General features: G+C 68.7%; 27 protein-coding genes. 4 read left to right on the top strand and 23 right to left on the bottom strand.

Annotated features, from left to right (window positions below):
* The 23 genes from OCJ37_RS10635 to OCJ37_RS10525 all read right to left on the bottom strand — a co-directional run bounded on the left by OCJ37_RS10635 (nt 1) and on the right by OCJ37_RS10525 (nt 22315).
* Nucleotides 1–225, bottom strand: a complete 225-nt coding sequence (locus OCJ37_RS10635) for an acyl carrier protein (protein WP_263109373.1) — start codon at nt 223–225, stop codon at nt 1–3.
* Nucleotides 222–1400 carry a DegT/DnrJ/EryC1/StrS family aminotransferase gene (locus tag OCJ37_RS10630; protein WP_263109372.1) on the bottom strand — a complete coding sequence of 393 codons (1179 nt, stop codon included), beginning with the start codon at nt 1398–1400 and terminating at the stop codon, nt 222–224. The genes OCJ37_RS10635 and OCJ37_RS10630 overlap by 4 nt, the downstream gene beginning before the upstream one ends.
* A 273-nt stretch (nt 1401–1673) precedes the next feature.
* A complete protein-coding gene (locus OCJ37_RS10625) occupies nt 1674–3164 on the bottom strand; it encodes a sigma-54 dependent transcriptional regulator (protein WP_263109371.1) in 1491 nt (496 codons plus the stop codon).
* The gene (locus OCJ37_RS10620) at nt 3161–3547 is read right to left on the bottom strand and encodes a response regulator (protein ID WP_263109370.1); all 387 of its coding nucleotides are present in this window, start codon (nt 3545–3547) and stop codon (nt 3161–3163) included. Before OCJ37_RS10620 ends, OCJ37_RS10625 begins: the two co-directional genes overlap by 4 nt.
* 13 nt (nt 3548–3560) lie before the next feature.
* A complete protein-coding gene (rpoN, locus tag OCJ37_RS10615) occupies nt 3561–4964 on the bottom strand; it encodes an RNA polymerase factor sigma-54 (protein ID WP_263109369.1) in 1404 nt (467 codons plus the stop codon).
* Between the two features lie 270 nt (nt 4965–5234).
* Nucleotides 5235–5867: a response regulator gene (locus OCJ37_RS10610; RefSeq protein WP_263109368.1), complete on the bottom strand. Its 633-nt coding sequence runs from the start codon at nt 5865–5867 to the stop codon at nt 5235–5237.
* A gap of 69 nt (nt 5868–5936) precedes the next feature.
* Nucleotides 5937–6536 (bottom strand): PilZ domain-containing protein, encoded by a 600-nt coding sequence (locus tag OCJ37_RS10605; RefSeq protein WP_263109367.1) that lies wholly within the window; start codon nt 6534–6536, stop codon nt 5937–5939.
* Nucleotides 6533–6832 carry a hypothetical protein gene (locus tag OCJ37_RS10600; RefSeq protein ID WP_263109366.1) on the bottom strand — a complete coding sequence of 100 codons (300 nt, stop codon included), beginning with the start codon at nt 6830–6832 and terminating at the stop codon, nt 6533–6535. The genes OCJ37_RS10605 and OCJ37_RS10600 overlap by 4 nt, the downstream gene beginning before the upstream one ends.
* Nucleotides 6829–7248 (bottom strand): flagellar export chaperone FliS, encoded by a 420-nt coding sequence (gene fliS / locus OCJ37_RS10595; RefSeq protein WP_263109365.1) that lies wholly within the window; start codon nt 7246–7248, stop codon nt 6829–6831. Before fliS ends, OCJ37_RS10600 begins: the two co-directional genes overlap by 4 nt.
* Before the next feature lie 168 nt (nt 7249–7416).
* Complete coding sequence (gene fliD, locus OCJ37_RS10590) at nt 7417–8748, bottom strand: flagellar filament capping protein FliD (protein ID WP_263109364.1); 1332 nt, start codon at nt 8746–8748, stop codon at nt 7417–7419.
* Nucleotides 8749–8951: 203 nt separating this feature from the next.
* The gene (locus OCJ37_RS10585; protein WP_263109362.1) at nt 8952–10136 is read right to left on the bottom strand and encodes a flagellin; all 1185 of its coding nucleotides are present in this window, start codon (nt 10134–10136) and stop codon (nt 8952–8954) included.
* Nucleotides 10137–10469: 333 nt separating this feature from the next.
* The gene (gene flgL / locus OCJ37_RS10580; RefSeq protein ID WP_263109361.1) at nt 10470–11675 is read right to left on the bottom strand and encodes a flagellar hook-associated protein FlgL; all 1206 of its coding nucleotides are present in this window, start codon (nt 11673–11675) and stop codon (nt 10470–10472) included.
* Nucleotides 11672–13546: a flagellar hook-associated protein FlgK gene (gene flgK, locus OCJ37_RS10575; protein WP_263109360.1), complete on the bottom strand. Its 1875-nt coding sequence runs from the start codon at nt 13544–13546 to the stop codon at nt 11672–11674. The genes flgL and flgK overlap by 4 nt, the downstream gene beginning before the upstream one ends.
* Nucleotides 13547–13557: 11 nt before the next feature.
* Nucleotides 13558–14781 carry a flagellar assembly peptidoglycan hydrolase FlgJ gene (gene flgJ, locus OCJ37_RS10570; RefSeq protein WP_263109359.1) on the bottom strand — a complete coding sequence of 408 codons (1224 nt, stop codon included), beginning with the start codon at nt 14779–14781 and terminating at the stop codon, nt 13558–13560.
* A 1-nt stretch (nt 14782) separates the two neighbouring features.
* Entirely contained in the window at nt 14783–15901 is a 1119-nt protein-coding gene (locus OCJ37_RS10565; RefSeq protein WP_263109358.1) for a flagellar basal body P-ring protein FlgI, read from the bottom strand.
* 8 nt (nt 15902–15909) lie between these two features.
* The gene (gene flgH / locus OCJ37_RS10560) at nt 15910–16611 is read right to left on the bottom strand and encodes a flagellar basal body L-ring protein FlgH (RefSeq protein WP_263109356.1); all 702 of its coding nucleotides are present in this window, start codon (nt 16609–16611) and stop codon (nt 15910–15912) included.
* A 23-nt stretch (nt 16612–16634) separates the two neighbouring features.
* Nucleotides 16635–17420 carry a flagellar basal-body rod protein FlgG gene (gene flgG / locus OCJ37_RS10555; RefSeq protein ID WP_263109355.1) on the bottom strand — a complete coding sequence of 262 codons (786 nt, stop codon included), beginning with the start codon at nt 17418–17420 and terminating at the stop codon, nt 16635–16637.
* A gap of 108 nt (nt 17421–17528) precedes the next feature.
* On the bottom strand, nt 17529–18284 hold the full coding sequence (locus OCJ37_RS10550; RefSeq protein WP_263109354.1) for a flagellar basal-body rod protein FlgF: 756 nt from the start codon (nt 18282–18284) through the stop codon (nt 17529–17531).
* A gap of 149 nt (nt 18285–18433) precedes the next feature.
* Nucleotides 18434–19657 (bottom strand): flagellar hook protein FlgE, encoded by a 1224-nt coding sequence (flgE, locus tag OCJ37_RS10545; RefSeq protein WP_263109353.1) that lies wholly within the window; start codon nt 19655–19657, stop codon nt 18434–18436.
* Nucleotides 19658–19682: 25 nt separating this feature from the next.
* Entirely contained in the window at nt 19683–20354 is a 672-nt protein-coding gene (locus OCJ37_RS10540; protein ID WP_263109352.1) for a flagellar hook assembly protein FlgD, read from the bottom strand.
* Between the two features lie 38 nt (nt 20355–20392).
* Nucleotides 20393–20800, bottom strand: a complete 408-nt coding sequence (gene flgC / locus OCJ37_RS10535) for a flagellar basal body rod protein FlgC (RefSeq protein ID WP_263109351.1) — start codon at nt 20798–20800, stop codon at nt 20393–20395.
* A gap of 2 nt (nt 20801–20802) precedes the next feature.
* Nucleotides 20803–21204 carry a flagellar basal body rod protein FlgB gene (gene flgB, locus OCJ37_RS10530; protein ID WP_263109350.1) on the bottom strand — a complete coding sequence of 134 codons (402 nt, stop codon included), beginning with the start codon at nt 21202–21204 and terminating at the stop codon, nt 20803–20805.
* Nucleotides 21205–21370: 166 nt separating this feature from the next.
* Nucleotides 21371–22315, bottom strand: coding sequence for a chemotaxis protein (locus OCJ37_RS10525; RefSeq protein WP_263109348.1), 945 nt, complete (start codon nt 22313–22315; stop codon nt 21371–21373).
* A gap of 278 nt (nt 22316–22593) precedes the next feature.
* Between OCJ37_RS10525 and flgA the strand changes: the two genes are divergently transcribed.
* From flgA to OCJ37_RS10505, 4 genes are all read left to right on the top strand, one after another.
* On the top strand, nt 22594–23238 hold the full coding sequence (flgA, locus tag OCJ37_RS10520; protein WP_263109346.1) for a flagellar basal body P-ring formation chaperone FlgA: 645 nt from the start codon (nt 22594–22596) through the stop codon (nt 23236–23238).
* Nucleotides 23239–23303: 65 nt separating this feature from the next.
* On the top strand, nt 23304–23621 hold the full coding sequence (gene flgM, locus OCJ37_RS10515; RefSeq protein ID WP_263109345.1) for a flagellar biosynthesis anti-sigma factor FlgM: 318 nt from the start codon (nt 23304–23306) through the stop codon (nt 23619–23621).
* Entirely contained in the window at nt 23618–23962 is a 345-nt protein-coding gene (locus OCJ37_RS10510; RefSeq protein WP_263109343.1) for a flagellar protein FlgN, read from the top strand. The genes flgM and OCJ37_RS10510 overlap by 4 nt, the downstream gene beginning before the upstream one ends.
* 122 nt (nt 23963–24084) lie before the next feature.
* Complete coding sequence (locus tag OCJ37_RS10505; RefSeq protein ID WP_263113649.1) at nt 24085–25281, top strand: ATP-binding protein; 1197 nt, start codon at nt 24085–24087, stop codon at nt 25279–25281.
* The last annotated feature ends 13 nt before the right edge of the window (nt 25282–25294 follow it).

The raw sequence follows: 25294 nt of genomic DNA, 5'->3' as shown, positions 1-25294 counted from the left end.
CTACGCCTCGGTCAGCTTGTAGAGGTCGCCGACGGTGACGGCGGCGGCCAGGTGTTCGCCGGTGATGGTCTTGCCGTACTCCATGTCGAACATCACGATGACGCCGAGCGCGGCCAGCGAATCCCATTCGGGCAGCTCGCGCAGCACGGTCTCCGCGGTCACCTCGACCGGATTCTGGAAGTCGGTCGCCGACAGGAAGTTCTCGATAAACGTGTCTTGGCTCATTCTTGTTCCACGGGATGGGCGGAGGAGGGGAGCGCCGCAGTGCGGCTTTGGTCGGGAGCGGGCGCCGATGCGTTGGCGGCGCCGGCGATCAGGTCGGCGATGCGCGCCACGTCGCCGGCGTCCAGGCCCGGATAGATCGGCAGGCATAGCACCCGCTCGGACGCCTGCCGCGCCACCGGCAGGCCGGCCGGCGCCGCCGAGGGCAGGCCGCGGTACATCGGGAAGTCGCTGATCAGCGGATAGAAGTAGCGGCGCACCAGGATGCCGTGCTCGCGCAGCAGCTGGTGCAGGCCGTCGCGGCTCAGCGCGAACCCGTCCTCGATCAGGATCGGGAACGAGGCGTAGTTGGCCAGCGCCGGCGGCCGCGGCGCCAGGCAGCGCACGCCGGGTACGTGCGCCAGGCGCCGCCGGTAGTCGGCGTCGATCTCCTGCCGCTGCGCCAGGGCGCGATCGATGTGCTGCAGCTGCAGCAGCCCGAATGCCGCGTTCACCTCGCTCATCTTGCCGTTGATGCCGGTGGCCACCACCGTGGTCTCGTCGACGAAGCCGAAGTTCTTCAGCCGGCTGATGCGCTGGTAGGTCTTCTCGTCCGGGCAGACGATGGCGCCGCCCTCGAAGGTGTTGAACACCTTGGTGGCGTGGAAGCTCAGCACGCTGAGGTCGCCGTGGCGCAGGATCGAGCCGCCTTCGTCCTTGACCCCGAACGCATGCGCGGCGTCGTAGATGACCTTGAGGTTGTAGGTGTCGGCGATGCGCTCGATCGCGGCGGTGTCGCAGGGCGTACCGTAGCAGTGCACCGGCATGATCGCGGTGGTCTGCGGGGTGATCGCCGCCTCGATCTTGTGCGGATCCAGGTTCAGCGTGACCGGGTCGATGTCGACGAACACCGGCTTGATCCCTTTCCACAGTAGCGAATGCGCGGTGGCGACGAACGAATAGGGCGTGGTGATCACTTCGCCGGTGATGCGCAGCGCCTGCAGCGCGGTCAGCAGGGCGAGCGTGCCGTTGGTCAGCAGCGCGAGATGGCCCACGCCCAGATACTCGGCCAGCGCCTTTTCCAGCGCCCGGTGCATGTCGCCGCCATTGGTCAGGATGCGGCTGCTCCAGATCTTCTCCAGGTACGGCACGAACTCATCCAGGGGAGGCAGCAGCGGACTGGTGACGGGAATGGGCATGGTGGCCTGCGTGGATGCCTGTGAAGAGTCCGCGACGCGGAGCGTTGCGGCGGTTCGGATTTCTGAAAGCAAGCCATATGCCAACAGAGGTGTCCACTGCGTCGCGAGTGAACGCGAGCGCACGTCCCCAACGCGCGCGACGCAGCCGCATCCGGCCGACCGGACGCGCGTCCAGCAAGCCCAGCGATGCAAGAGGAGGGTACTTCAGTTTCCGACCGCGGTCGTTCCGTAGCGCAGCACGCGAAGGCGCTGCGGCGCAGGCGGCGACCGCGCTCAGCTGGCCAGTTCGGTCTGGTCGCGGTCGATGCCGTACTTGCGCAGTTTCTCCACCAGCGTGGTGCGGCGCAGGCCCAGCAGTTGCGCCGCGTGCGCGACCACGCCCTGGGTGCGCTCCAGCGCTTCGTTGATCAGCGCCAGCTCGATGTTGGCCATGTGCCCGCGCAGGTCCAACCCGCTTTCCGGCAGCGTCGCCGCGGCCTGCGCGGCGGACTCGGACGGATCGGCGAGCGCCTTGGGACCGACGTGCAGGTCGACCACGTTGGGCACGCGACGCGGATCTTGCGCGGCGATCGGCGCTGGCGGCGCCGCCACGTCGATCGAGGAGGCGAAGTCGCCGCGGTAGCGTGCCGGCAGGTCCTGCACCCGCACCAGGCCGCTGGGGTGCAGCACCGCCAGGCGTTCGACCAGGTTGGTCAGCTCGCGCACGTTGCCCGGCCAGTCGTAGCCGCGCAATGCCTGCAAGGCTTCTTCGGAAAACCGCACTTCGCCGCGGCCGGTGCGCGCCAGCTGCGCGGCGATGGTGTTGACCAGCGCCGGCAGGTCGTCGCTGCGCTCGCGCAGCGCCGGCATCTCGATCGGGAACACGTTGAGCCGGTAGAACAGGTCCTCGCGGAACTGGTTGCCGGCGATGCGCTCTTCCAGGTTGCGGTGGGTGGCGGCGATCACCCGCACGTTGCAGCGGATGGTGACGTTGCCGCCGACGCGCTCGAAGCTGCGCTCCTGCAGCACGCGCAGCAGCTTGACCTGCATCGGCAGGCTCATGTCGCCGATCTCGTCGAGCAGCAGGGTGCCGCCCTCGGCCATCTCGAAGCGGCCCTTGCGCGCGGACAGCGCGCCGGTGAAGGAGCCCTTCTCGTGGCCGAACAGCTCGCTTTCCAGCAGGTCCGGCGGAATCGCGCCGCAGTTGATCGCCACGAACGGGCCGTCGCGGCGCGGCGACTGCTGGTGGATCGCGCGCGCGACCACTTCCTTGCCGGTGCCGGACTCGCCCAGCACCAGCACGGTGGTGTCGAACGCGGCGACTTGGTCGATCAGCCGGCGCAGCCGCACGACCGCGGCGCTGTTGCCGGTGGGACCGCTGTCCTGCACCGCGCCGGCCTGGTGTTCGGCGTCCAGGCGCTTGAGGCTGGCGCGGCGCAGCAGGGTCTCCAGCTGCGCGTGGCGCAGCGGCGCCTCCAGTTGCCAGACGTTGGCTTCGTGCAGGCCGTGGCGCTGCGCGAACGCCTGCGCCTCGCCGTTGAGCAGCAGCACCGGCGGCGGCAGCGGGCTGCGCGCGACCCAACCGAAGAACGCGTCGGCCTGGGCCTGGTCGTCGAGCCCGCCGACCAGGATCGCCATCCACTCGCTCTGGCGGTGGCGGCCGGGATTGACGTCGGCCACGTCGGTCACCCAGCGCGGGTTGAGGTCCATGAACTCGAGCAGGCTGACCGTGCGCTCGGCGCGGACCGCGTCGTCGTCGATCACCAGGATCCGGGACTCGCTCATGCCGGTACTCCCTCTGTGCGTAAGCCCTCCAGGATCGGCATCACTTCCTGGATGTAGGACAGCTTGCTGACGAAGTTGTCGGCGCCGGCGCGCATGGCGTGCTCGCGGTGCTCGGCATCGTCGAAGTGGCTGGCGATCACGATGTACGGGGCCTGGTCCTGGGTCTTGATCAGGCGCGTGGCCTGCAGGCCGCCCATTTCGGGCATGGCCAGGTCCATCAGCACCACCTGCGGGCGCAGCGACTCGGAGCGCTCGATCGCCTCCAGGCCGTTGGCGGCGCTGCCGATCACCTCCATCCAGTCGAGCTTGCGGAAGTGGCGCATCGCGGCATTGATGAAGCCTTCGTGGTCGTCGACCAGAAGCACGGACAATTTATTGTTCATTTGCGTGGTTTCCTTAGCCTGCGCGGGCCAGCAGCGGTTTGGCGCGACGGCGTTCGCGGGCGGGGGCGATATCCAGTTGTTCACGATACTTGGCCACGGTGCGCCTGGCCACGTTCACGCCCTGTCGCGACAGCAGCCCGGCGATCGCCTCGTCGGCCAGCGGCCGCCCGGCGGGTTCCGATTCGATCAGGCGCCGCACCATCGCGCGCACCGCCTGGCCCGAGACCGCGGCGCCTTCCAGGCGCACGGCGAAGAAATGCTTCAGTTCGAAGGTGCCGCGCGGCGTCTGCAGGTATTTGCCGGTGGTGATGCGCGAGATGGTGGATTCGTGCATGCCGATCGCGTCGGCCACTTCCTTCAGGGTCAGCGGCGCCATCGCTTCCTCGCCCTTGACCAGGAACGCAGCCTGGCGCTCGACGATGGCGCGGGTGGTGCGCAGCAGGGTCTCGTAGCGCATCGACAGGCCGCGGGTCAGCCAGCGCGCTTCCTGCAGCATCTCGCGCAGCGGCGCGGCCGCCTCGCCGGCCTCGGCCAGGGCGCGCTCGTGCATCGGGTTGACGGTGACGCGGTGGGTGGTGGCCGGGTTCAGCGCCACCCGCCAGGTGCCGTCGCTGTGCCAGGCGACCACGTCGGGGATCACGTGGCCCAGGTTCTCCGGCAGCAGGCTGTCGCCGGGACGCGGCTGCAGCGACAGGATCAGCCGCACCGCCTCGCGCACGTCGTCGGCCTCGGCGTCGAGCTGGCGCGCCAGCAGCGGGTAGTCGTGGCTGGCGAGCAGGTTCAGGTCGCCGGCGAGGATGCGCGCGGCCAGGTGGCGGCCGGCGACGCGGCCGGGCAGGGCGGCCAGCTGCACGCTCAGGCATTCGCGCAGGTCGCAGGCGGCCAGGCCGGTGGGATCGCCGTGCAGCAGCCGCTGGCGTACCGCCTCCACCTGCGCGGCGGTCCGGTCGAACCGCGCGCAGGCGAGCAGGGTCAGCGTGTCCAGCGCGCCGTCGAGGTAGCCGGCATCGTCGCTGTGCTCCAGCCAGAACGCGGCCACTTCCAGGTCGCGCTCGTCCAGTTCCAGCGCCAGCCGCTGCAGCACCCGCACCTGCGGATCGGTGGATTCGCCGGCGGCGATGCGCTGCATGCGGTCGTCCTCGCCCTCGCTCCAGCCGGCGGCGGGGATGTCCCACATCGAGGATTCAGGCAGCTCGTCGAACGCGGCGGTTTCCAGCGCGTTCGCGTCGCCGTGATCGACCACCGGCTCGAGCACGCCTTCGGGCTCTTCCAGTTCCAGCAGCGGATTGGTTTCCAGCGCGCGGCGGATTTCCAGTTCCAGTTGCATCCCGTCCAGTTGCAGCAACCGGATCGACTGCAGCAACTGCGGGGTCAGGTGGAGGTGCTGGCCTAGCTGGGCGGAGACGGTCGGCTTCATGCGAACTTCCTCGGTTTGGCGCCAAGCCTCTGGCGCCCGTGGAATGCATAGTGCTTGCCATCCGACGGTAACAGAATCGGGAGGTTCCTGAGCGGGGTAGTCAAATTCCCGACAGTCTGTCGGGAAAATCCCTACATGCGTGTAGGGAGTGCCGGTAGGCCGACGCCGCAGCGTCAATGCTGGCGGGCCTCGACGGGTTCACGGCGCCAGCTGACCGGTTAAGGCAAGCGCCATGCCAGCACGGCGCGTCGGGTCTCCGTTGCGCGCGTCTCAGGTCAGTTCGTTCTGGTGGCGCGCGGCCAGCAGGACCAGGTCGTTGGCGCGCCGGCAGCCCAGCGACTCCATCATCCGCGCGCGGTGGGTCTCGACGGTCTTGACGCTGATCCCCAGGTCCGAGGCGATTTCCTTGTTGCTCTGGCCACGGCCGATCTGGCGCAGGATCTCGCGCTGCCGCGGCGACAGCGCGGCGATGCCGACCGGGCGTTCGCGGCCGAGCATCGGCGCGATCATCTTCGAGGAGATCTGCGGGCTCAGGAACACCTGGTTGGCGCTGGCCGCGCGCAGCGCCAGTTCCAGTTCCAGGGGCGCTGCGTCCTTGACCACGAAGCCGGTGGCGCCGCGGTCCAGTGCATCGCGCACGTGCACCGGGTCGTCGTGCATCGACATCATCACCACGCGGGTCTTGGGCGAGGTCTGCAGCACGTCGCTCAGCGCGTCCAGGCCGCTGCGCCCGGGCAGCGACAGGTCCATCAGCACCAGGTCGGGGCGGTGCAGGGTGGTCAGGTCCACCGCCTGCTGCGCGTTGCTGGCCTCGGCGACCACGTCGACGTCGGCGAACGCCTGCAACAGCCGGCTCAGGCCCGCGCGAACCAGGGTGTGATCGTCGACGATGATGACTCGCACGGTGGAAGTCCCTCTCTACTAGTCCCGCACCTTAGCCGAGCGCGCCGCTGCCGCCAACCTCGCCGCGGCTCAGGGCGCGGGCGGCGCCCGCTCGGCCGCGCGCCGGTTGTCGGCGATCTGGCGCCGGTGCAGGCGGAACAGGTGCCGTTCCAGGGCTTCTTCCATGCCTGCCGGCTGTGTCTCGAATCGTAGCCAAAGGTGGAAACCGCCGCCGCCGGCGGCTTCGGCCAGCACCTGGACCGGCAGTTCCAGGTAGTCGGGCAGCCAGTCGGAGGGTTGCAGGCGGAGCAGGCCGGCCGCGCCGGGAGTGGCGCCGGAGCGCGAGCCCAGTTCCAGTCTCAGGCCGCGTCGCGACCAGCGCAGCGGGCGCAGCGGCAGGCTGTCCTCGTGCTGCCGGGCCAGGCGGCCGAGCAGCACCAGCATCAGGTCGAGCTTGGCGTCCATGCGCTGCAGCTGCAGCGGCAGGTCGCCGCGTTCCTCGCTGCCGTCGTCGCTGCGCAGGTCCTCGATCTGGGCCAGGCCGCGCAGCAACGCCTCGCCGGCGCCGAAGCGGCCGACGCCGTTGCCGAGCTTGAAGTCGGCCGGCAGCGCCAGTTCGCAGCTGAGCGTGTCGTGGAACAGCTCGGTGTCGGCCGGATGGTGCGCGGTGCCGTCGGGCGCGCCGTTCATCTCAGCGATCCGGCCTGCGAATAGGCGCGGGCGGCATTGTTGGATTGGCGGTTGGCGCGCAGCCAGTTGCCGGCTTCGTCGCGCGCCTGGAGCATCTGCGCGATCACCGCCTGTTGCAGTTGCAGCAGCGCGCCCAGGCCATCGCGCGCGGCGTCGGCACCGGCCTGCTGCAGGTAGGCGCGCAGATGCTCCTCGTGCTCGGCGACCATGCGTTCGGCCAGCGCGTGCTCGTCGGTGTCCAGCACCTGCTGCAGCTGGCGCAGCTCGGCGTGCAGCGATTCGAGGCTGACGGTCATAGCGCGGCGACCGGGGCCAGTTCGCGCTGCTGCAGGGGAATGGCGTTCCAGGCCGCATCGATCTCGCTGAGCAGTTCCAGCGACTCGACCAGCGCGCTTTCGTCGTTGTGCAGGTTGGCTTCGGTGAGGCGGTGCATCACGTAGTCGTACAGCGCCGAGAGGTTGTTGGCGATCTCGCCGCCGGCCTCGTGGTCCAGCGAGCCGTTGAGGTGGCCGACGATGGCGCAGGCCTCGCCGATCGCCTTGCCCTTGCGCGCCTGGTCGCCCTGCGCCAGGCAGGCCTGGGCCTGGCGGATGCGCTGGCACGCGCCGGCGAACAGCAAGGCCACCAGCTTGTGCGGATCGGCATCGGTGATGCTGGTGGATACGCTCATCTTGCGGTATTGCTCGGCGTATTGGCGGCTGGAACCGTGCATGGAAAACTCCCTCGGGTGGCCTGGTGCCGCGTCGCCGCGCCGATCGGCGAAGGCGCCGCGGCGGCGGGACGTGCTGCCAGTCCGGAATGACTGTCGATGGTGAAGATATCGGCCGCTGCCCGGTCGGACTTGAGCGCGGCGGCGCCTTTCATTCCGCTGCCGGCGCCGCTAGGTGAACTGCTTGGCGAGGCTTTCGCTGATCGACTGCATCTTCGCCACGATCGTGTCCATCGCGGTGAACCTGGCGGTGTACTGGGTGGTCAACGTCTCCATCCGCTTGTCCAGGTCGCTGAGCTGGTCGGTCAAGTCGGTGATGTGCTTGTTGATCGTCGCGGTGCGCTGGGTGAGGGTGCCGCTGGTGGCGTCCAGGTTGCTGTTCAGCAGCGTGCTCATGCCCGAGGTGAACGCGCCGTCGGTGCCGAACATCGCCTTGGCCGCCGCCGGGTCGCTGGCCGCGGCGCTGTCGAACTTGGCGCTGTCGAAGCTCATCGTCCCGTTCTTGTCGATGGTGACGCCGAGCGCCTTGAGATCGTAGACGTTGTCGCTGACCTGCTTGCGCAGCGATTGCTGCAGCCCGCGCACCATCGAGTCGCCGGTCAGGGCGGAAGCCTTGTTGTTGGCGGCGTCGTAGGCGCTGGAGGACTTCAGCAGGGTATTGGTGGTGTTGTAGGCGGTCACGAACGCGGTGATGTTCGCCTTCAGGCTGGTGTTGTCGTTGGCGATGGTCAGGCTGTACTTGGTGCCTTCGGCCGCCTTGGTCAGGTTCAGGGTGACGCCGGGCACGAGGTCGGCGATCGCGTTGCTGCTGGAGGTGCGCTCGAACCCGTCCACGCGCACGATCGCGTCGGCCGCGGCGACGGTCTGGGTCAGTCCGCCGCTGTTGCCGCTGCCGTAGGTCAGTGCACTCAGTCCGCCGTTGCCGCCGGAACTGGTGATGGTCAGCGCGCCCTTGGTCCCGGAATCGACCGCGTTGAGCACCAGGTGATCGCCGTCGTCGGCGCTGACCACGCTGGCGGTCACGCCGTTGCCGCCGGCGGCCTTGTTGATCGCCGCGGCGACGTCGCTCAGCGTGCTGCCTTCGGCCACGGTGACGTTCAGCGACTTGCTGCCGTAGCCGATCGTCAGCGTGCCGTCGCCGACCACGGCCTTGTCGGCATAGGCAGCCGAGGTCAGCTTCTGCCGTTCGGCCAGTTTCACCACTTCGACGCTGTAGTTGCCGGCGGTGGCGCTCTCGGTGACGCTGGCGGTGTAGCCGGCGCCGTCGGCGACGGTGGCCTTGACCGCGCTCTTGTCGGCGCTCTTGGCGATCGCGTTCATCGCCGTCTGCAGGTTGGACAGTGCGCCCTTGATCGTGCTGAGCGCCGAAAGTTTGGCGCTGGACGCGGTGCCGTCGGCGTTGATCCGGTTTTCCTGCGGCGCGCGCTGGGCGGCGACCAACGATTTGACGACTGCGGCCACGTCCATACCGGAACCGACAGCAGACAGCGATGAAGTAGCCATGGAAGGGCGTCCTTACGGTAGCGGGCACGAAGAGGGCCAGCGGTTGATACGGGTATCGGCGGTGCAGGGCGGTTCTTGAGGCCGGCTGCGCGCGTCGGGAATGTCCCGACGCCGATGCAAATCCCGTGCCGGCGCGGCGACCAAGCAAAAAAGCCCCTCCTTGCGGAGGGGCCTTCTTGGTGTTGCTGGTGTCGAGCTGGCTGTTACTGCAGCAGGCTCAGCACGTTCTGCGGGACCGACTTGGCCTGCGCCAGCATCGCGGTACCGGCCTGCTGCAGGATCTGCGTGCGGGTCAGTTCGGCGGTTTCCTTGGCGTAGTCGGTGTCGCGGATGCGGCTACGCGAGGCCGACAGGTTCTCCGAGGTGGAGCTCAGGTTGGCGATGGTGGAGGTGAAGCGGTTCTGCACCGCACCCATGTCGGCGCGCGAGGAGTTGACCGAGGTCAGCGCCTTGTCAACGATTTCCAGCGCCCGCTGCGCCCCGGAGAAGGTGGAGATGTCCAGGTTGGTCAGGGTGCTGGTGGTGCCGGCAGTGACGGCCGCCGAGGTGGCGATGCCCGCGCTGCTGAAGGTGACGCCGGTGGCGCCGGTGGCCGAGCCTGCGGTGAACGAGAAGTCCTTGCCGGCCTTCAGCGATTCCAGCTTCAGCGCGCCGGTGGTCTTGTCGACCGAGGCGTAGACGCCGGTCTGGTCCAGCTTGTCGTTGATCGCGGCAGCGAGCTTCTTGGAGATGTCGGTGCCGGTGTCGCCGATGGCCACGGAGACCGAAGCGACGCTGACGCCATTGACCGACATGCCGGAGAAGCTGCCGCTGGCGGTCGCGGTGCCGGACGCCAGGGCGGCCGAACCGGTCTGCGTGGCGGCGAAGCCGGCCTTGCCCAGCGAATCGACGTTGGCGTCGACGATGGTGCTGATGCCGATGGTCTGGCCGGCGTCGGCGCCGACCTGGAACAGCGCGCCGGAGAACGAGCCGTCCAGCAGCTTGGTGCCGTTGAAGCTGGTCTGGTTGGCGACGCGGTCGATTTCCGAGGTCAGCTGCTTGACTTCCGAGTTCAGCGCCTCGCGGTCGGTGTCGGAGTTGGTGGCGTTGGCCGACTGCACCGACAGCTCGCGGATACGCTGCAGGTTGTTGCCGATTTCGACCATCGCGCCTTCGGCGGTCTGGGCCAGCGAGATGCCGTCGTTGGCGTTGCGCGAGGCGACGTCCAGGCCGCGGATCTGGGTGGTGAAGCGCTCGGAGATCGCCAGACCGGCGGCGTCGTCCTTCGCGCTGTTGATGCGCAGGCCCGAAGACAGGCGCTGGATCGTCGTCGCCATGCTCGAGCTGGTGCTGTTGAGGTTACGCTGAGCGTTCAGCGACATTACGTTGGTGTTGATTACCTGTGCCATTTTGATATCTCCTCTAAGCGATTTATCCGGCAACCCATCGGTGCCTGGAGCCTCCGCAGGGGGGCCATCAATTGGCCGTTGCCGCTGCTGAGATAAATAACGGCGAGAGGCCAGCAACCTTTAGCGATTCGCTGCAGAATTATCGCGATTGCGCGAACCGCAAGCCTGTGGCGCCCGCGGCGAAGAGGTTGTTTCGGCCGCGGTTTGCCAAACTTTAGGGATTGGCGCAGACGCGGCGCGCGACCGGCGGCGATGACGAACTCAGTATAAAAGGCGAAGGCCCGGAAGCGCCGCCGCGTTCCGGGCCTTACCTTATATAAGCGTTGATCGGGATCAGCGGATCATGTTGAACAGCGACATCGACTGCATCTGGGTGAAGATGGTCTGTGCCGCCTTGAGCGCGGATTGTTCCAGCTGGTATTGGCCGATCGCATCGGCGTAGTCCAGGTCGCGCAGCGAGGACAGCGTGGTCTTCAGCGTCACTTCGTTGGAGGCGCGCAACTCGGCGGCGTTGTCGATCGCCGACAGTTGCGCGCCGCCGGACGCGCGCGCGTCGATCATCTTCGCCGAGGCCTGGCTGATGTCGCGCATCGACGACTGCAGGGTGTTCTGCAACGCGGCCTTGTCGGTGGCGGTGATCGGGTCGGTGCTCAGCGCATCGGCCAGGGCGCTGATGGTGGAGAACACGTCCTTGTTGGTCGCCGCGCCGATCTGGAAGCTGTCGCCGACCGCCGGCGCGCCGTCCAGGCGCATCTTCAGGCCGTCGAAGCTGATGTCCTCGCCGGCGGCGTAGGTGCCGGTCTTGACCACGGTGCCGCTGCCGTCGCGCACTTCATAGGTGTCGGTGGCGGTGAAGGCAACGCTGTAGCTGCCGCCGTTCCAGGTGCCGGAGGCCGCGTCGCGGCTGAAGTCCAGCAGCAGCCCGGTGCCGGTGTTGGCGGCGGCCGCGTGCGCGTCGACGGTGCCGTCGCCGGTGCGGATGCGCATGAAGATCTCGCTGCCGGGCAGGGCGTCGGCGACCAGGGTGTCGGCCGCCACCTCCACGCTGCGCTGGGTCTGGTCGCCGTTGTAGACCACCTGGCCGTTGACCACCGCGAACGGCGCCGTGCTGTCGGCGGCGCCGGCGAACAGGTAGCGGCCGCTGCCGTCGGTGCTGTTGGACAGGCTGAGCAGGCTGGCGTGCAGCGACTTGAGTTCGGAGGCGATCGCCTTGCGGTTGTCGGTGGTCAGCGCCGAACTGTTCGCCTGCACGGTCAGGTCGCTGACCCGCGCCATCAGCTCGCCGGCCTGGGACAGCGCGTTCTCCTGCAGGCCCAGGCGGTTCTGCACGTTGTTGGCGTTCTCGCCGAAGCGCTTCAGTTCGTCCACCGCGCGGTCCAGGTTGACCGCGGTGCCGGAGGCGACCGGATCGTCGGCGGCGGTGACCAGGCGCTTGCCGCTGGCCAGCTGCGCCTCCAGGTGCGAGATCTTGGCCTGCTTGCCCAGCATGGTGTTGACCGACTGGCTGAACATCATGCCGGTGGAAATGCGGTTGCTCATCGGATGGCACCCAGGATGGACTGGAACATGGTGTCGGCGGTGGAGATCAGCTGCGAGGCGGCCTGGTAGGCCTGCTGCAGGCGCAACATGTCCGAGGCTTCCTCGTCCAGGTTGACGCCGGACACCGAATCGCGCGCGTCCTGCGCGTTGGTGTGGATCACGTCCTGCGCGTCGGCCGCGTACTTGGCCTGGCGCGCCGCCGAGCCGATCGTGGTGGTCAGCCCGGACACCGCGCCGTTGAGGGTGATGGTGCCGCCGTTGAACGCCTTGGCGTCGTCCAGGTTGGACAGGGTCAGCGCGTTGCCGTTGTTGCTGGAGCCGGCGCCGGTGGGGCCGACCGCGAAGGTGTCGCCGGCCACCGGCGCGCCGTCCAGGGTCAGGCTCCAGCCGTTGGCGCTGATGGTCTGCCCGGCGGTGTAGGCGAACGGGCCGGCGCCGTCGATGGTGTACTGGTTGGCGTCGATGAAGGCGATGCTGGAGGGCGTCAGCAGGTTGGGGTTGGCGGCGTCGGTCGCGCGCACGTTGCTGACCTTGCCGGTGCCCAGGTTGTCCAGGTCGGTCTTGGCGGTGATCGGCGTGGCCGCGGCGATGCGCGACGGGTCGGTGATCGCCACGCCGAGGTTGGTGACCGCGTTGGCGGTGGGCTGCAGCAGGAAGCTGTCGCCGGCGGCCGCGGTGCCGGACACCTGCAAGGTCACCCCGTTGACCACGAACGGATCGGCACCGCTGCCGCTGCCGGTCATCGCCACGCTGGCGCCGGTGTCGGCGCGCCGGGCGGTCCAGGTGGTGCCGTCGAACTTCAGCAGCAGGTTCTGCCCGTCGAGCTTGCTCAGGTCGCCGACGCCGGCGGTGAAGCTGGCGCTGCCGGTGTTGGCGGCGTTGGAGTTGACGCTGGGGGCCGACAGCGAGAAGAAATCGCCGCCCAGGTTGCCGTACAGGTCGACGCCGGCCTTGTGCTGCTGGTTGTAGGTGACCGCCAGGCCGGTGGCCAGGCGGCCCAGTTCGGCCTTGGTCGGATCCAGCACGTCGTTGCGGAACTCGAGCAGGCCGCCGATCTGGCCGCCCAGCGCGCCGTTGCTCAGGGTGATGGTGTTGCCTTGCGCCTGCAGCGCGACCTGCAGGCGCCCGGGCTGGTAGGGATCGGTGACCGTGGTCAGGGTGGAGGCGGTGGTGCCGACCACCAGCGCCTGGCCGCCGGCGGTATAGACGTTGATCGCGCCGCCGTCCTGCTGGATCGCGCTGCCGCCGGTGTAGCCCACCAGCTGGGTGATCAGCTGGTCGCGGCGGTCGAGCAGGTCCGGGGCGGCCGCGGCGGCGTTGCTGCCGATCTGGCCGTTGATCTTGGCCACTTCGGCGGCCAGGCGGTTGGCTTCGGTGGTGCCGGACAGCAGGCCGTTGTTGACCTCGTTGCCGAGCGCGTCCATCTGCCCGTTGAGCTGCTTGAAGCGGGTGACCAGCGAGTTGGCGTTGTCCAGCAGGTTCTGCCGGCTGGCGGTGGCCGAGGCGTTGGCGGACAGCCCGGTGCTGGCGTCGAAGAACTTCGACCACTGGCCGGAGATGTTGGTGGCGGTGTCGGAGAACAGCCCGTCGACGCGGTCGGACAGGGCCGACAGCTGCTTCAGCCGCGCCAGTTCGCCGCCGCTGTCGAGCAGCCGCGAGATCGCCAGCTGGTCGGCGACGCGGGAGATGTCGGTGATCTTGGTGCCGTTGCCGACGTAGTCCGAGCCGAACCGGGTCGGCGTGGTCGTCGCGAACGCCACCCGCTGGCGGGTGTAGCCGTCGGTGTTGATGTTGGCGACGTTGTGGCTGACCGTCGCCAGGGCGCGCTGGAAGGCGATGAGGGCGCTGGTGCCGGTGGAGAGGACGGACATGGACGGCTACCTCAGCGCAGGGCGCTGCTGGATGGATCGGAGGTGCTGGCGAACGCGCGCTCGATGCCGCTGGCGGCGGCGGTGCCGATCGCGGCGACGGCGCGGCCGATGGTCGGGCCGCCGGCGATCGCGGCGATCTTGGCCGCGTAGGACGGATCGGTGGCGTAGCCGGCGCGCTGCAGGCCCTGCGCGAAGCCGCGGATGTCGGTGCCGGCCTTCAGCGCCTGCTGGTAGCGCGGATTGGTCTTCAGCAGGCGCACGTAGTCGGCGAAGCTTTCGGCCGGCGAGGCGTAGGCGCGGAAATCGGCGGTCTGCGACTGCTTGACCCCGCCCACGTACTCGTGGGTGCCGGTGGTGACGCGCTCGCCGCTCCAGCCGGTGGCCTTGATCCCGAACAGGTTGTTGGAACTGGCGCCGTCGCCGCGGGAAATACCGCGGCGGCCCCAGCCGGTTTCCAGCGCGGCCTGCGCGACCAGCGCGCGCGCGTCCACGCCCAGTTCCTTGGCGGCCTTCTGCGCATGGGTCCAGATCTGCGCGACGAAGCCTTCCGGGGTGCGCGTGCCGAGGCTGGCCGCGGCGGCATTGGCCGCGGCGGCGGCGCTGGCGTCGATGCCGTTGTCGTCGTCGGCCGCGGCAGTGGCCAGGTCCGGCCAGCGGTCGTCGCCGCCGGTCCATGCCACAGCGGCGCTGCCGTCGGCGGGATTGCTGCCGATCGCCTCGTGCATCGCGCTGGTCTCGCGGCCGGCGATCATGTCGAGCACGCGCGCGACCTGCTGCTGCGACGCATCGGCCGCATCGGTGCCGTTCCAGGCGCGGGCGCCCGCCGCTGCGCCGCTCCCGGGCAGCGCGGAAGCGCCGGCGGCCGCGGTGTTGCCGGCAGCGCCGCCACCCTGGCCGGACACCAGCGAATACGCCTTGGCCGCCTGCGCGGCCCCGATCGCGGTGTTGACCGGCGGCGCCTCGGCGCTCTTGCCGCCGCCCAGCTGCTTGGCGATCATCGCCGCCAGGCCAAGCCCCTTGCCGTCGGTCAGCGCCTTGGCCATCTGCTGGTCGTACATGTCGCGGAAGGTCTGGTTCTCGCCCGGGAACAGGGAATCGCCGAAGCTGGCGTCGCGCATGCTCTTGACCAGCAGGTTCGCGAACTGTCCTTCCAACTGCCGCGACACCTTGTCGATCCGGGCCGGATCGGTCTGGGTGGTCGGGTTCAGTTCGATGGGAGAGGCCGAGATACGCATGTCAGATCACCTCCAGCTCCGCGCTCAGCGCGCCGGCCTGCTTCAGTGCTTCCAGGATCGCGATCAGGTCGCCCGGCGCGGCGCCGACTTCGTTGACCGCGCGTACGATCTGGTCCAGCGAGGTGCCGCCCTCGAACTTGAACATGCGGCTGCCCTCGTTGGTGGCGGTGATGGTCGATTTCGGCGCGACCACGGTCTGGCCGTTGCTCAGCGCGTTGGGCTGGCTGACCTGGCTGCCTTCGCTGATGGTGACGGTCAGCGAGCCGTGCGAGATCGCCGCCGGGCTGACCCGCACCTGCGCGCCGATCACCACGGTGCCGGTACGCGCGTTGACCACGACCTTGGCCGGCGCCGCGCCCGGCGACAATTCGATGTTCTCGATCCGCGCCAGCAGGCCGACGCGGGCGCCGGGATCGGTCGGCGAGCGCACCGCGACGGTGGCGCCGTCGACCGCATGCGCGCTGCCGGGGCCGAACGCGTTCTCCAGCGCCGCGACCATCCGCGACACCGTGGTGAAATCGTTCTGGTGCAGGTTCAGGGTGATCTCGTTGCTGGCGCCGAACACGTCCGGCAGCGCGCGTTCCACCGTGGCGCCGTTGGGGATGCGGCCGACGCTGGGCACGTTGACCGAGATCCGCGAGCCGTCCTTGCCCTGCGCGCCGAAGCCGCCGACGATCAGGCTGCCCTGGGCGATCGCGTAGACCTGGCCGTCGGCACCCTTCAGCGGCGCCATCAGCAGCGAGCCGCCGCGCAGCGAGACCGCGTTGCCGATCGAGGACACGGTGATGTCGATCGGCTGACCGGGCTTGGCGAACGGCGGCAGTTCGGCATGGATCGCCACCGCGGCGACGTTCTTCAGCTGCGGATTGACGTTCGACGGAACATTGACGCCCAGCTCGCCGAGCATGTTCTTCAGGCTCTGCACGGTGAAGGGCGCCTGGCTGGTGCGGTCGCCGCTGCCGTCCAGGCCCACCACCAGGCCGTAGCCGACCAGCGCGTTGCCGCGCACGCCGCCGACCTGGGCCAGGTCCTTGATGCGTTCGGCGGCGGCCGGGGCGGCCAGGCCCACGCACAGCGCGAACGCGGCGAGCAGGCGGCAGGACAGGGACGGAAGGTTCATGACAGGCCTCAGTACGGCGAGAAGCGCGAATTGAAGAAGCGGCTCAGCCAGCCCATCGCGTTGGACTGGGCCACGGCGCCGCGGCCGCCGTAGGCGATGCGGGCGTCGGCGACCTTGCTGGAGGGAACGGTGTTGTCCGGCGCGATGTCGGCGGCGCGCACGATGCCTTGCACCTGCACCAGTTCGTCGCCCTGGTTCAGGCGCAGGTTCTTCTGCCCCTGGATCACCAGGTTGCCGTTGGGCAGGCGCTGCATCACGGTCACGGTGATGCTGCCCTGCATGGTGTTGCTCTGCGCGGTGTTGCCCTTGCCGGCGAAGCTGCGGTCGCCGCTGGTGGAGTTGTTCAGCACGTTCACGCCGTTGACCGTCAGCGGCGCGCCGAGCAGGGTCGGCGTGGCCATCGTCACCGCGTCCTTCTTGGTGATGCTGGTGTTGGCGGTGCTGCTGGCGTTGGTACTTTCGACCAGGGTGATGGTCAGCAGGTCGCCGACGTCGCGGGCGCGCCGGTCCGAGTACAGCGACAGGCCCGGGCCGGCGGCGTAGATCGCCCCGGCGCTGGCCTGCGCCGGCGGCGCCGCCACCGGCACGATCGGCGCCATCGGCGCGTACGGGCGCACGTCGCCGGCGGCGATGCCCAGGCCGGCGCAGCCGCCGAGCAGCGCCGGCAGGAGCGCGGCGGCGAGGAGAGAGAGGGAGGACGGACGCGACATGGCGGTTTCCAGGAGAGTCGGGATCAGACGTTGTTGTTCAGATAGCCGAGCATCGAATCGGTGGTGGAGATCGCCTTGGCGTTCATCTCGTAGGCGCGCTGGGTCTCGATCATGCTGACCAGCTCCTCGACCACGTTGACGTTGCTGCCTTCCAGCGAGGCCTGCACGGTGGTGCCGAGCCCGTTGAGGCCGGGGGTGCCGTTCTGCGCCGGGCCGGAGGCCGCGGTTTCCGCGTAGAGGTTCTCGCCCTTGGCCTGCAGGCCCGAGGGATTGATGAAGTCGCTCAGCGTCAACGATCCGATCTCCAGCGCCGCGGCGCTGCCGGCGACCTGCACGCTGACCGTGCCGTCGGTGCCGATGGTCAGCGACTGCGCGCCTTCCGGGATCTGGATGCCGGGCTGCACCGCATAGCCGCTGTTGGTGACCAGCTCGCCCTGCGAATTGATCTGGAAGCTGCCGTCGCGGGTGTAGGCCGAGGTGCCGTCGGGCATCTGCACTTCGAAGAAGCCGCGGCCGTTGACCATCACGTCCAGCGCGCGCCCGGTCTGCTGCGGGTTGCCCTGCTCGAAGTCCTTGGAGGTGGAGACCACGCGCACGCCGGTGCCCAGCTGCAGGCCCGACGGCAGCTGGGTCTGCGCCGAGCTGGCGCCGCCAGGCTGGCGCACCTGCTGGTACAGCAGGTCCTCGAAGCTGGCGCGATCGCGCTTGAAGCCGGTGGTATTGGTGTTGGCCAGGTTGTTGGAGACGACCGACATGCGCGTCTGCTGCGCATCCAGTCCGGTCTTGGCGACCCACAAAGCCTGATTCATGACCCGATTCCTCTAGATGATGGCCCGCGCGATCCGCGAGGGGCAGGGAGACTGATGCATGTGCCGTGCCACAACTGCGCCGGCTTTCCGTCTGCGCCGGCCGCGGGCTTAGCCGTTCAGGCGCAGCATGGTGTTGGCCGACTGCGCGTTCTCGTCGCCGTGCTTGATCACCTTCACCTGCATCTCGAACTGGCGCTGCAGCTGGATCATCTGCACCAGCGCACCGGCGGCATCGACGTTGCTGCCTTCCAGCGCGCCGCTGTTGACCGACTTGCCGGTGGCCTGGACGAAGGCCTGGGCGGGGTCGGTGCTGACGTTGCGCATCAGCCCGTCGGGGCGGCGTTCCAGGCGCTCGGCCGGCGCCTCCACCACCTTCATCGTGCCGATCGCGGTCATCGCCTGCGGGCCTTCGCCCAGCGGCACGATCGAGACCGTGCCGTCGCTGCCGATCTCCAGCGCCTGGTGCGGCGGGATCGCCATCGGATTGCCCTGGTCGTCGAGCACCGCACGGCCGCTGGAGGTGACCAGCTGGCCGTTGGCGGTCAGCGCCAGTTCGCCGCCGCGCGTATACGCCTCGCTGCCGTCGGCGGCCTGCACCGCCAGCCAGCGGTCGGCGCTGAGCGAGACGTCCAGCGCGTTGCCGGTCACCTGCTGCGCGCCGACGTCGCGATTGAAGCCCTGGTCGATGTGCAGCGCATCGATCCGCGACGGATGGCCGGCACCCTGGATGCGGAACGCCTCGGTATTGGCCAGTGCCGCCTTGAAACCGGCGGTATCGACGTTGGCCAGATTGTGCGAGACCGTGCCCTGCGCCTGCAGCGAGGCGCGGGCGCCGGTCATGGCGACGTAGAGTGCTTTGTCCATGGGTGTGAGCCGTGATGGGGGATGAGGGGATTCGGGATTCGAAGAAGCGGGTGTGCCGCAAACGATCAGGGGTGGCGTGCAAGGCTGGCGTCCGATCGACGGAATGCCAGCCGTTGCGAATCACCAATCCCGAATCACCAATCCCGGCCTCAACGGATGTTGATGATGGTCTGCGTGACCTGGTCCTGGGTGGAGATCATCTGCGAGTTGGCCTGGAAGTTGCGCTGCGCGACGATCATGTTGACCAGCTGTTCGGTGAGGTCCACGGTCGAGGCTTCCAGCGCGCCGGACTGGATGTCGCCGAAGTCGGAGGTCGACGGCGCGCCGGTGCGGGCGTTGCCCGAGGCCGAGCTTTCCGCCCACACGTTGTCGCCCAGCGAGCTCAGCCCCTGCGGGTTGACGAAGTTGGTCATCGCGACCTGGCCCAGCGCCTTGTCGGCGTTGTTGGAGTAGCGCGCGTAGACCACGCCATTGGCGTCGATGCTGATCGAGTTGAGCTTGCCGCTGGCATAGCCGTCCTGGCGCGCGTCGCGCAGGGCGAAGGTCTCGCCGTACTGGGTCGAGCCGCTCACGTCCAGGGTCAGGTTGAGGGTGCCGGCGCCGGTGCTCGGGGTGAACGTGCTCAGCGTGATGCGGCCGTCGGCGGGCGTGGTGAGCTTGCCGTTGCCGTCGAACTGCAGCGTGCTCGGGGTGCCGACCGCCACGCCGTCGACGTAGTTGTGCACCTGCCACTGGTTGGCGACGCCGGTCTTGACGAAGTACGAGGTCTGGGTGTGGCTGACGCCCAGCGAATCGTAGACGGTGATGCCGCCGGTGGAGTGGTTGTAGCTGTTGGCGTCGGTCGGCGAGAAGGTCGCCACGGTCGGCACGTTGGCGTTGCCGGGCAGGGTGAACATCAGGTTCACCTTGTCGCTCTGCTTGGGCGAGCTGTCGGTGGTCAGCAGCTGCAGGTCGGTCAGCGTGCCGACCGCGAAGCCGTTGCCGTTGGCCGCCGGCGGGAACACCTGCAGCTTGGCGCCCTGCGGATTGACCACGTAGCCGTTCTCGTCGGTCTGGAAGTTGCCGGCGCGCGAATACACCTTGGCGCCGTTGCTGGTCATGGTGAAGAAGCCGTCGCCGGAGATCGCCAGGTCCAGGTTGCGCCCGGTCGGGTCGACGTTGCCCTGCGAGAACTGCTGGGCGACGTTGCTGACCCGCACGCCGGCGCCGATCGCGTTGCGCGCGATGCCGTAGCCGGTGGCCGAGAACAGGTCGGCGAACTCGGCGCGCGACTCCTTGAAGCCGGTGGTGTTGACGTTGGCGATGTTGTTGGCGGTGACGTTGAGGTCGGAATTGGCCGCTTTGATGCCGGACAGCGAAGTGTTGAAACCCATGATGGACTCCTGTGGATTGGCCGGCTCAGCTGACGCGGAGCACGTTGGCGAGCGGGGCGGTGCCCAGCCCGGTCAGGTCGAGGTAGATGCCGTCCGAGCCGATGGTGGCGCTCTCGACCGGGGCCTGGACGTAGGTGGACAGCTTGCTGTTGGTGCCGCTGCTGTCGGTATGCGTGGCGGTGACGCTGTACTTGCCGGCGGCCTGGCGGATGCCGTTGGCATCGGTGCCGTCCCAGCTGAAATTGACTTCGCCGGCCTTGCTGGCGCTGACGCTGATCTGCTTGATCGCGTTGCCGTTGGCGTCGCTGACGGTGAGGTTGACGATGCCGGCGCCGGGCGCGGCGATCACGCCGTTGACGCCGCCCTCGGTGCCCAGTGGCATCGTTTCCGACGGCACCAGCACCTTGTGCCCGACCAGCTGGGCGCCGCGCAGGATCTGGTCGGTGCTCATCGAATCGGACAGCGCGGTCACGGTCTTGTTGAGGTCGCCGATGCCCTGCACGGTGGACAGCTGCGCCATCTGCGAGACCATCTGGCTGTTGTCCATCGGCTTGAGCGGATCCTGGTGCTGCAACTGCTCGGTCATCAGCTTCAGGAAGTCGGCCTGGTTCAGCGAGTCCGATTTGGACGGGGTCTTGCTGCCGCTGGAGCCGGTCAGCCCGAGGCTGGAATAGATATCGTTGGAAACGGTACTCATCAGTGCGTCCTAGGCCGGGGAGCGGCGGGAGGGAGGGCTCAGCGGCCCATGGTCAAGGTGGACAGCGCCAGTTCCTTGGCGGTGTTGAGGACTTCCACGCCAGCCTGGTAATTGCGCGAGGCGGAGATCAGGTTGACCATCTGCGCCACCGGGTCCACGTCCGGCGAGTAGATGTAGCCGTCGGCATCGGCGAGCGGATGGCCGGGTTCGTAGCGCTTGAGCGGCGGATCCTTGCTCTGGCTGATTTCCTTGACGTTGACCGCGGTCAGGCTGCTGTCGTGCGGGTTGCGCACCGCCTGGAAGATCGGTTCGATCGGCTTGTAGGCGGCCTCGGCCGAGCCGGCCACCGAGTCGGCGTTGGCCAGGTTGCTGGCGATGGTGCTCAGGCGCACCGACTGCGCCTGCAGGGCGGAACCGGCGACATCGAAGATCGGCAGATTGCTCATGCTTATTGGCCCGTGATGGCGGTGAGCATGCTGCGCACCTTGGATTCGACGAAGCTCAGCGATGCGCGGTATTCCAGCGCGGCGCGGCCGTAGGCGGCGCGCTCGGCATCCGGATCGACGGTGTTGCCGTCGAGGCTGGGCTGGCTCGCTTCGCGGGTGACCTGGAACGGATTGAGGCCGGGGCTGCCGGCGACCGCGATGTGGCGGCTGTCGCTCACCTGCAACTGGCTGCCGTCGCGCTGGCCCTGCGCGGCGCGCAGGGCCGCGTCGAAGTCCAGGTCCTGGGCCTTGTAGCCGGGGGTGTCGACGTTGCTGAGGTTGCTGGCGATCAGCTTCATCCGTTGCTCGCGCAGCGGCAGGGCGTCGCCGTGGACCCCCAGATAGGATGAAATCAGATTGGACATGGCGCGCTCCCGCGGTTCGTTGCAGGAGAACAGGCAAGGCCTGTGCCAAAACCGCGGGGATCCGTCGCGTGGAGGGTTGCCCGCTTGCGGCATGTGCCGGGCGGGCCAGGGCGGCGCCGCGGCGGCGCCCCGTGCAGGCTTCCGGCGTAGCGCCGGGGCCGCGGAACTAGGCGGCCTGGGCCTCGGCGACCACCCGCAGCCGCGCCAGCACGTAGTCGGCCAGTTCGTGCGGGCTGTACTTGGCGACGAAGGCGTTGGCGCCGACGCGCTCGACCATGGCGTTGTTGAACACGCCCGACAGCGAGGTATGCAGCAGCACGTACAGGCCGGCCAGGCCCGGGTGGCGCCGGATTTCCGTCGTCAGCGTGTAGCCGTCCATCGCCGGCATCTCGATGTCGGAGATCACCATGGCGTAGCGCTCGGCCGGATTCTCGCCGCCGGCGTGGATCTGCAAGAGATGGTCCAGGGCCTGGCGGCCGTCGGACAGCAGGGTGGCGCCGACCCCGAGCTGGTCCAGCACGCTGCGGATCTGCTGCCGGGCCACGCGCGAGTCGTCCACCACCAGCACCTGCAGCTGCGAGCCGGTGAGCGCCAGCGACGGGTCGATCTGCGCCTCCACCCGGGTCTGGGCGATGTCGGCGAGCACGCTTTCCACGTCGATGACCTGGATCAGCTCGCCCTGGAAGCGGGTCACTGCGGTCAGGTAGCTGGATTCGGCGCCCAGTTCCGGCGGCGGATGGATGTCCTCCACCGCGATGTTGACGATGCGCTCCACGCCGCTGACCAGGAAGCCCTGCACCGAGCGGTTGAACTCGGTGACCACCAGGTAGCCGGGCGCCTTGTCGGCGTGCGTCTCGCGCTCCGGGTGGCCGATCGCCAGGCCCAGGTCGAGCACCGGCACCGAACGGCCGCGGACATCGGCGACGCCGGAGAATTGCAGTGGCAGCCCTGGCACCTGGAACAGATCCGGCCGGCGCAGCACTTCCTGCACCTTGAAGACGTTCACGCCAAAAAGCTGACGACCGCCCAGCCGGAACAGCAGCAGGGCAAGCCGATTGTGGCCCGCCAAGCGGGTGCGCTGGTCGATTCGGTTGAGCAGGTCATGAGACATGGCGTTCATATCGGCGCATTCGCGGCGGAACTTGAGGGTCAACTCCGCAGGGCCGGTCGCGCGATGGGGGGCGAGCCAGGCCGCGCGGCCCGGCGGGCCGCCGCTCGGCGCTCGGCCGGCCATGGAAAAGCAAGGGACATGCAGGCGTCCGCCACCGCCACCCAAGGCATCTATAGATGCCAACACCGTGAGGCGCGTTCGCGACCCCGGGACCGACCCGCGATCGCGGCACAGGCTTTGCAGGAGGTCTGGCGACTCATCCCTTTAGCGAGATGGCCATGCGCCTGATCCTGTTAGTGGTCCTGCTGGCGGCATTGCCGGCCTGGGCCGCGGAATTCCAACCGGTCGACTCGATCCGCGCCGCGGCGCTGTCCACGCTGGGGCCCGACGCCACGGCCGAGGCGACCCTGGATCCGTCGGTGCGGGTGCCGCTGTGCCCGGTGCCGCTGCAGGCGCAGCCGACCGGCACCACCACGGTGGAGGTGAGCTGCCCGCGCGAGGCCGGCTGGCGCCTGTTCGTGCCGGTCAAGGTGCGGCGCCTGCAGGACGTGCTGGTGCTGAGCCGCGGCCTGGCCGCTGGAGAGACCGTCGGTGCCGCCGATATGGTGTCGGAGAAGCGCGACGTGGCGCGGATCGTCGGTGCGGCGATGACCGATCCGGCGATGGCGGTCGGCCGGGTGGTGCGGCGCACGCTGCCGGCCGGCACGCTGCTGTCGGCCAACGATCTGGTCGCGCAGCGGCTGGTGCGGCGCGGCGACACGGTGGCGCTGGTGGCGCGCAACGGGTCGCTGGAGGTACGCATGGCTGGCCGCGCGCTCAGCGACGGGGGCGAGAACGAGCGGGTGACCGTCGAGAACCTGTCGTCACGCCGCGTCGTTCAGGGAACTGTGTCACAAAATGGCGACGTTTTTGTGACGCGTTGAGATCCGGACTAAAGTTCCGTGGGGTAACGCCGTTACCTACACCGAACCCGTAACAGGATCTCGCCATGAGTCAGAAAATCGAGGGGAGCCTGCCCAGCCAGGCCGCGCTCCGCACCACGTCCGTCAGCACCAAGGCCGCCTCCGGCGCGTCCGAGGACGGCCAGGCGCGCGCGGTGGACGCCACGGCCGCGGCCGACAGCCTGCGCCTGACCGGCGAGGCGTCCGGCCTGCAGACCCTGCAGCGCGAGCTGTCGACCGCGCCGGCGGTGGACAGCAACCGCGTGGAGTCGGTGCGCAACGCGTTGCAGAACGGCAGCTACAAGATCAATCCCGACGTCATCGCCAATCGTATGCTCGATCTGGACCAACAGCTCAGCGCATGAACACTTCCGTGACCAACCCCTTGCAACAGCTCAGCGACGCGCTCGCCGGCGAACGGCAGGCCCTGTTGGATCACAACGTGGAAGCGCTGATGCGGGCGACCAGCGACAAGCTGGCCGCGTTGCGCGCGCTGGAGGCCGACGTGCCGGCCGGCGCCGAGGCCGAATCGCTGTTGCGCGAACTGGCCGACGCCAACCGCGCCAACGGCGCGCTGCTGTCGCGGCGGCGGCGCGAGGTGAACTGGGCATTGCGTCACCTGGGACGGAGCGAGAGCGCCTCGTCCTACGATGCCAACGGCCAGTCCAGCACCTTGCGCACCAGCCGGCACCTGGCGATCGCCTGAGCCACCCACGCCGGCCGCAGGGCCGGCGCCGCGCATCCGACGATGGCATCGGCGTATATTGTGCGTCCGCTCGTTACCCGTCGCCTTTCGTGAATCTCGCCGACCCCGATTACACCGATGCGGTGCCGTTGCCTTCGCGCAAGAGCCTGCTCGCGCTGAGCGAGCTGATCGACGAAGGCCTGGTGCTGTTCCGCGCCGACGGCCGCCTGCTGCTGGCCAACCGCGCCGCGCGCGGCCACCTGTGCAATGCCGAAACCGTCGACGACCGCGCGCTGGGCGAACGCCTGGCGCAGTGGCTGCCCGACGATGCGCGCTCGCAGGCGCGCAGCAGCGGCCGCTGGAGCGGCAGCCTGCCGACCGAAGAGCACGTGGTGCTGGCGCACCTGTATTTCCATGCCGACGGCGACGACGGCCACTACCTGGCGCTGATCCAGGGCATCGAAGGCCAGCAGGACTACGAGCAGGAACTGCAGCAGCGCCACGCCGAACTGCGCCAGGCCTACCTGCGCCTCAACGGCGCGCAGGAAAAGCTGCTGCAGTCGGAGAAGATGGCCTCCATCGGCCAGCTCGCCGCCGGCGTCGCCCACGAGATCAACAACCCGATCGGCTACGTGCATTCCAACCTGGGCAGCCTGCAGGAGTACCTGCGCAGCCTGTTCACCCTGATCGAGGCCTACGAGCGCGCCTTGCGTGCACCCGATCCCAAGGCGCTGATCCCGGAGATCGACGACATCCGCACCCGCTTCGACATCGACTTCATCAGCCGCGACCTGCCGCAGCTGATGGCCGAGTCGCGCGAGGGCATCGAGCGGGTGACGCGCATCGTGCGCGACCTCAAGGATTTCTCGTACTCCGGCCGCGAGGAATCGTGGAAGCTGGTGGACCTGCATGCCGGGCTCGAATCCACGATCAACATCATCTGGAACGAGCTCAAGTACAAGGTCACCCTGGACCGCCACTACGGCAACCTGCCGCTGGTCGAGTGCCTGCCGTCCGAGCTCAACCAGGTGTACATGAACCTGCTGCTCAACGCCGGCCAGGCGATCGGCGAGCGCGGCACCATCGCGGTCAGCACCGGCCAGGACGGCGAGGAGGTGTGGATCGAGTTCAGGGACTCCGGCGCCGGCATTCCGGCGGACCTGCTGCAGCGCATCTTCGACCCGTTCTTCACCACCAAGCCGGTCGGCAGCGGCACCGGCCTGGGCCTGTCGATCTCCTACGGCATCATCAACAAGCACCACGGCCGCATCGACGTGACCAGCACCGTCGGCGAAGGCTCCAGCTTCCGGATCGTGATTCCGGTGCGGCAGCCGAAGTAGCTGGGATTGGGGA

The organism is Xanthomonas sp. AM6 (assembly GCF_025665335.1).
Lineage (GTDB): Bacteria > Pseudomonadota > Gammaproteobacteria > Xanthomonadales > Xanthomonadaceae > Xanthomonas_A.
Note: the sequence above shows the minus strand (reverse complement) of the source record. Positions and strands in the feature narration are given on the sequence as shown.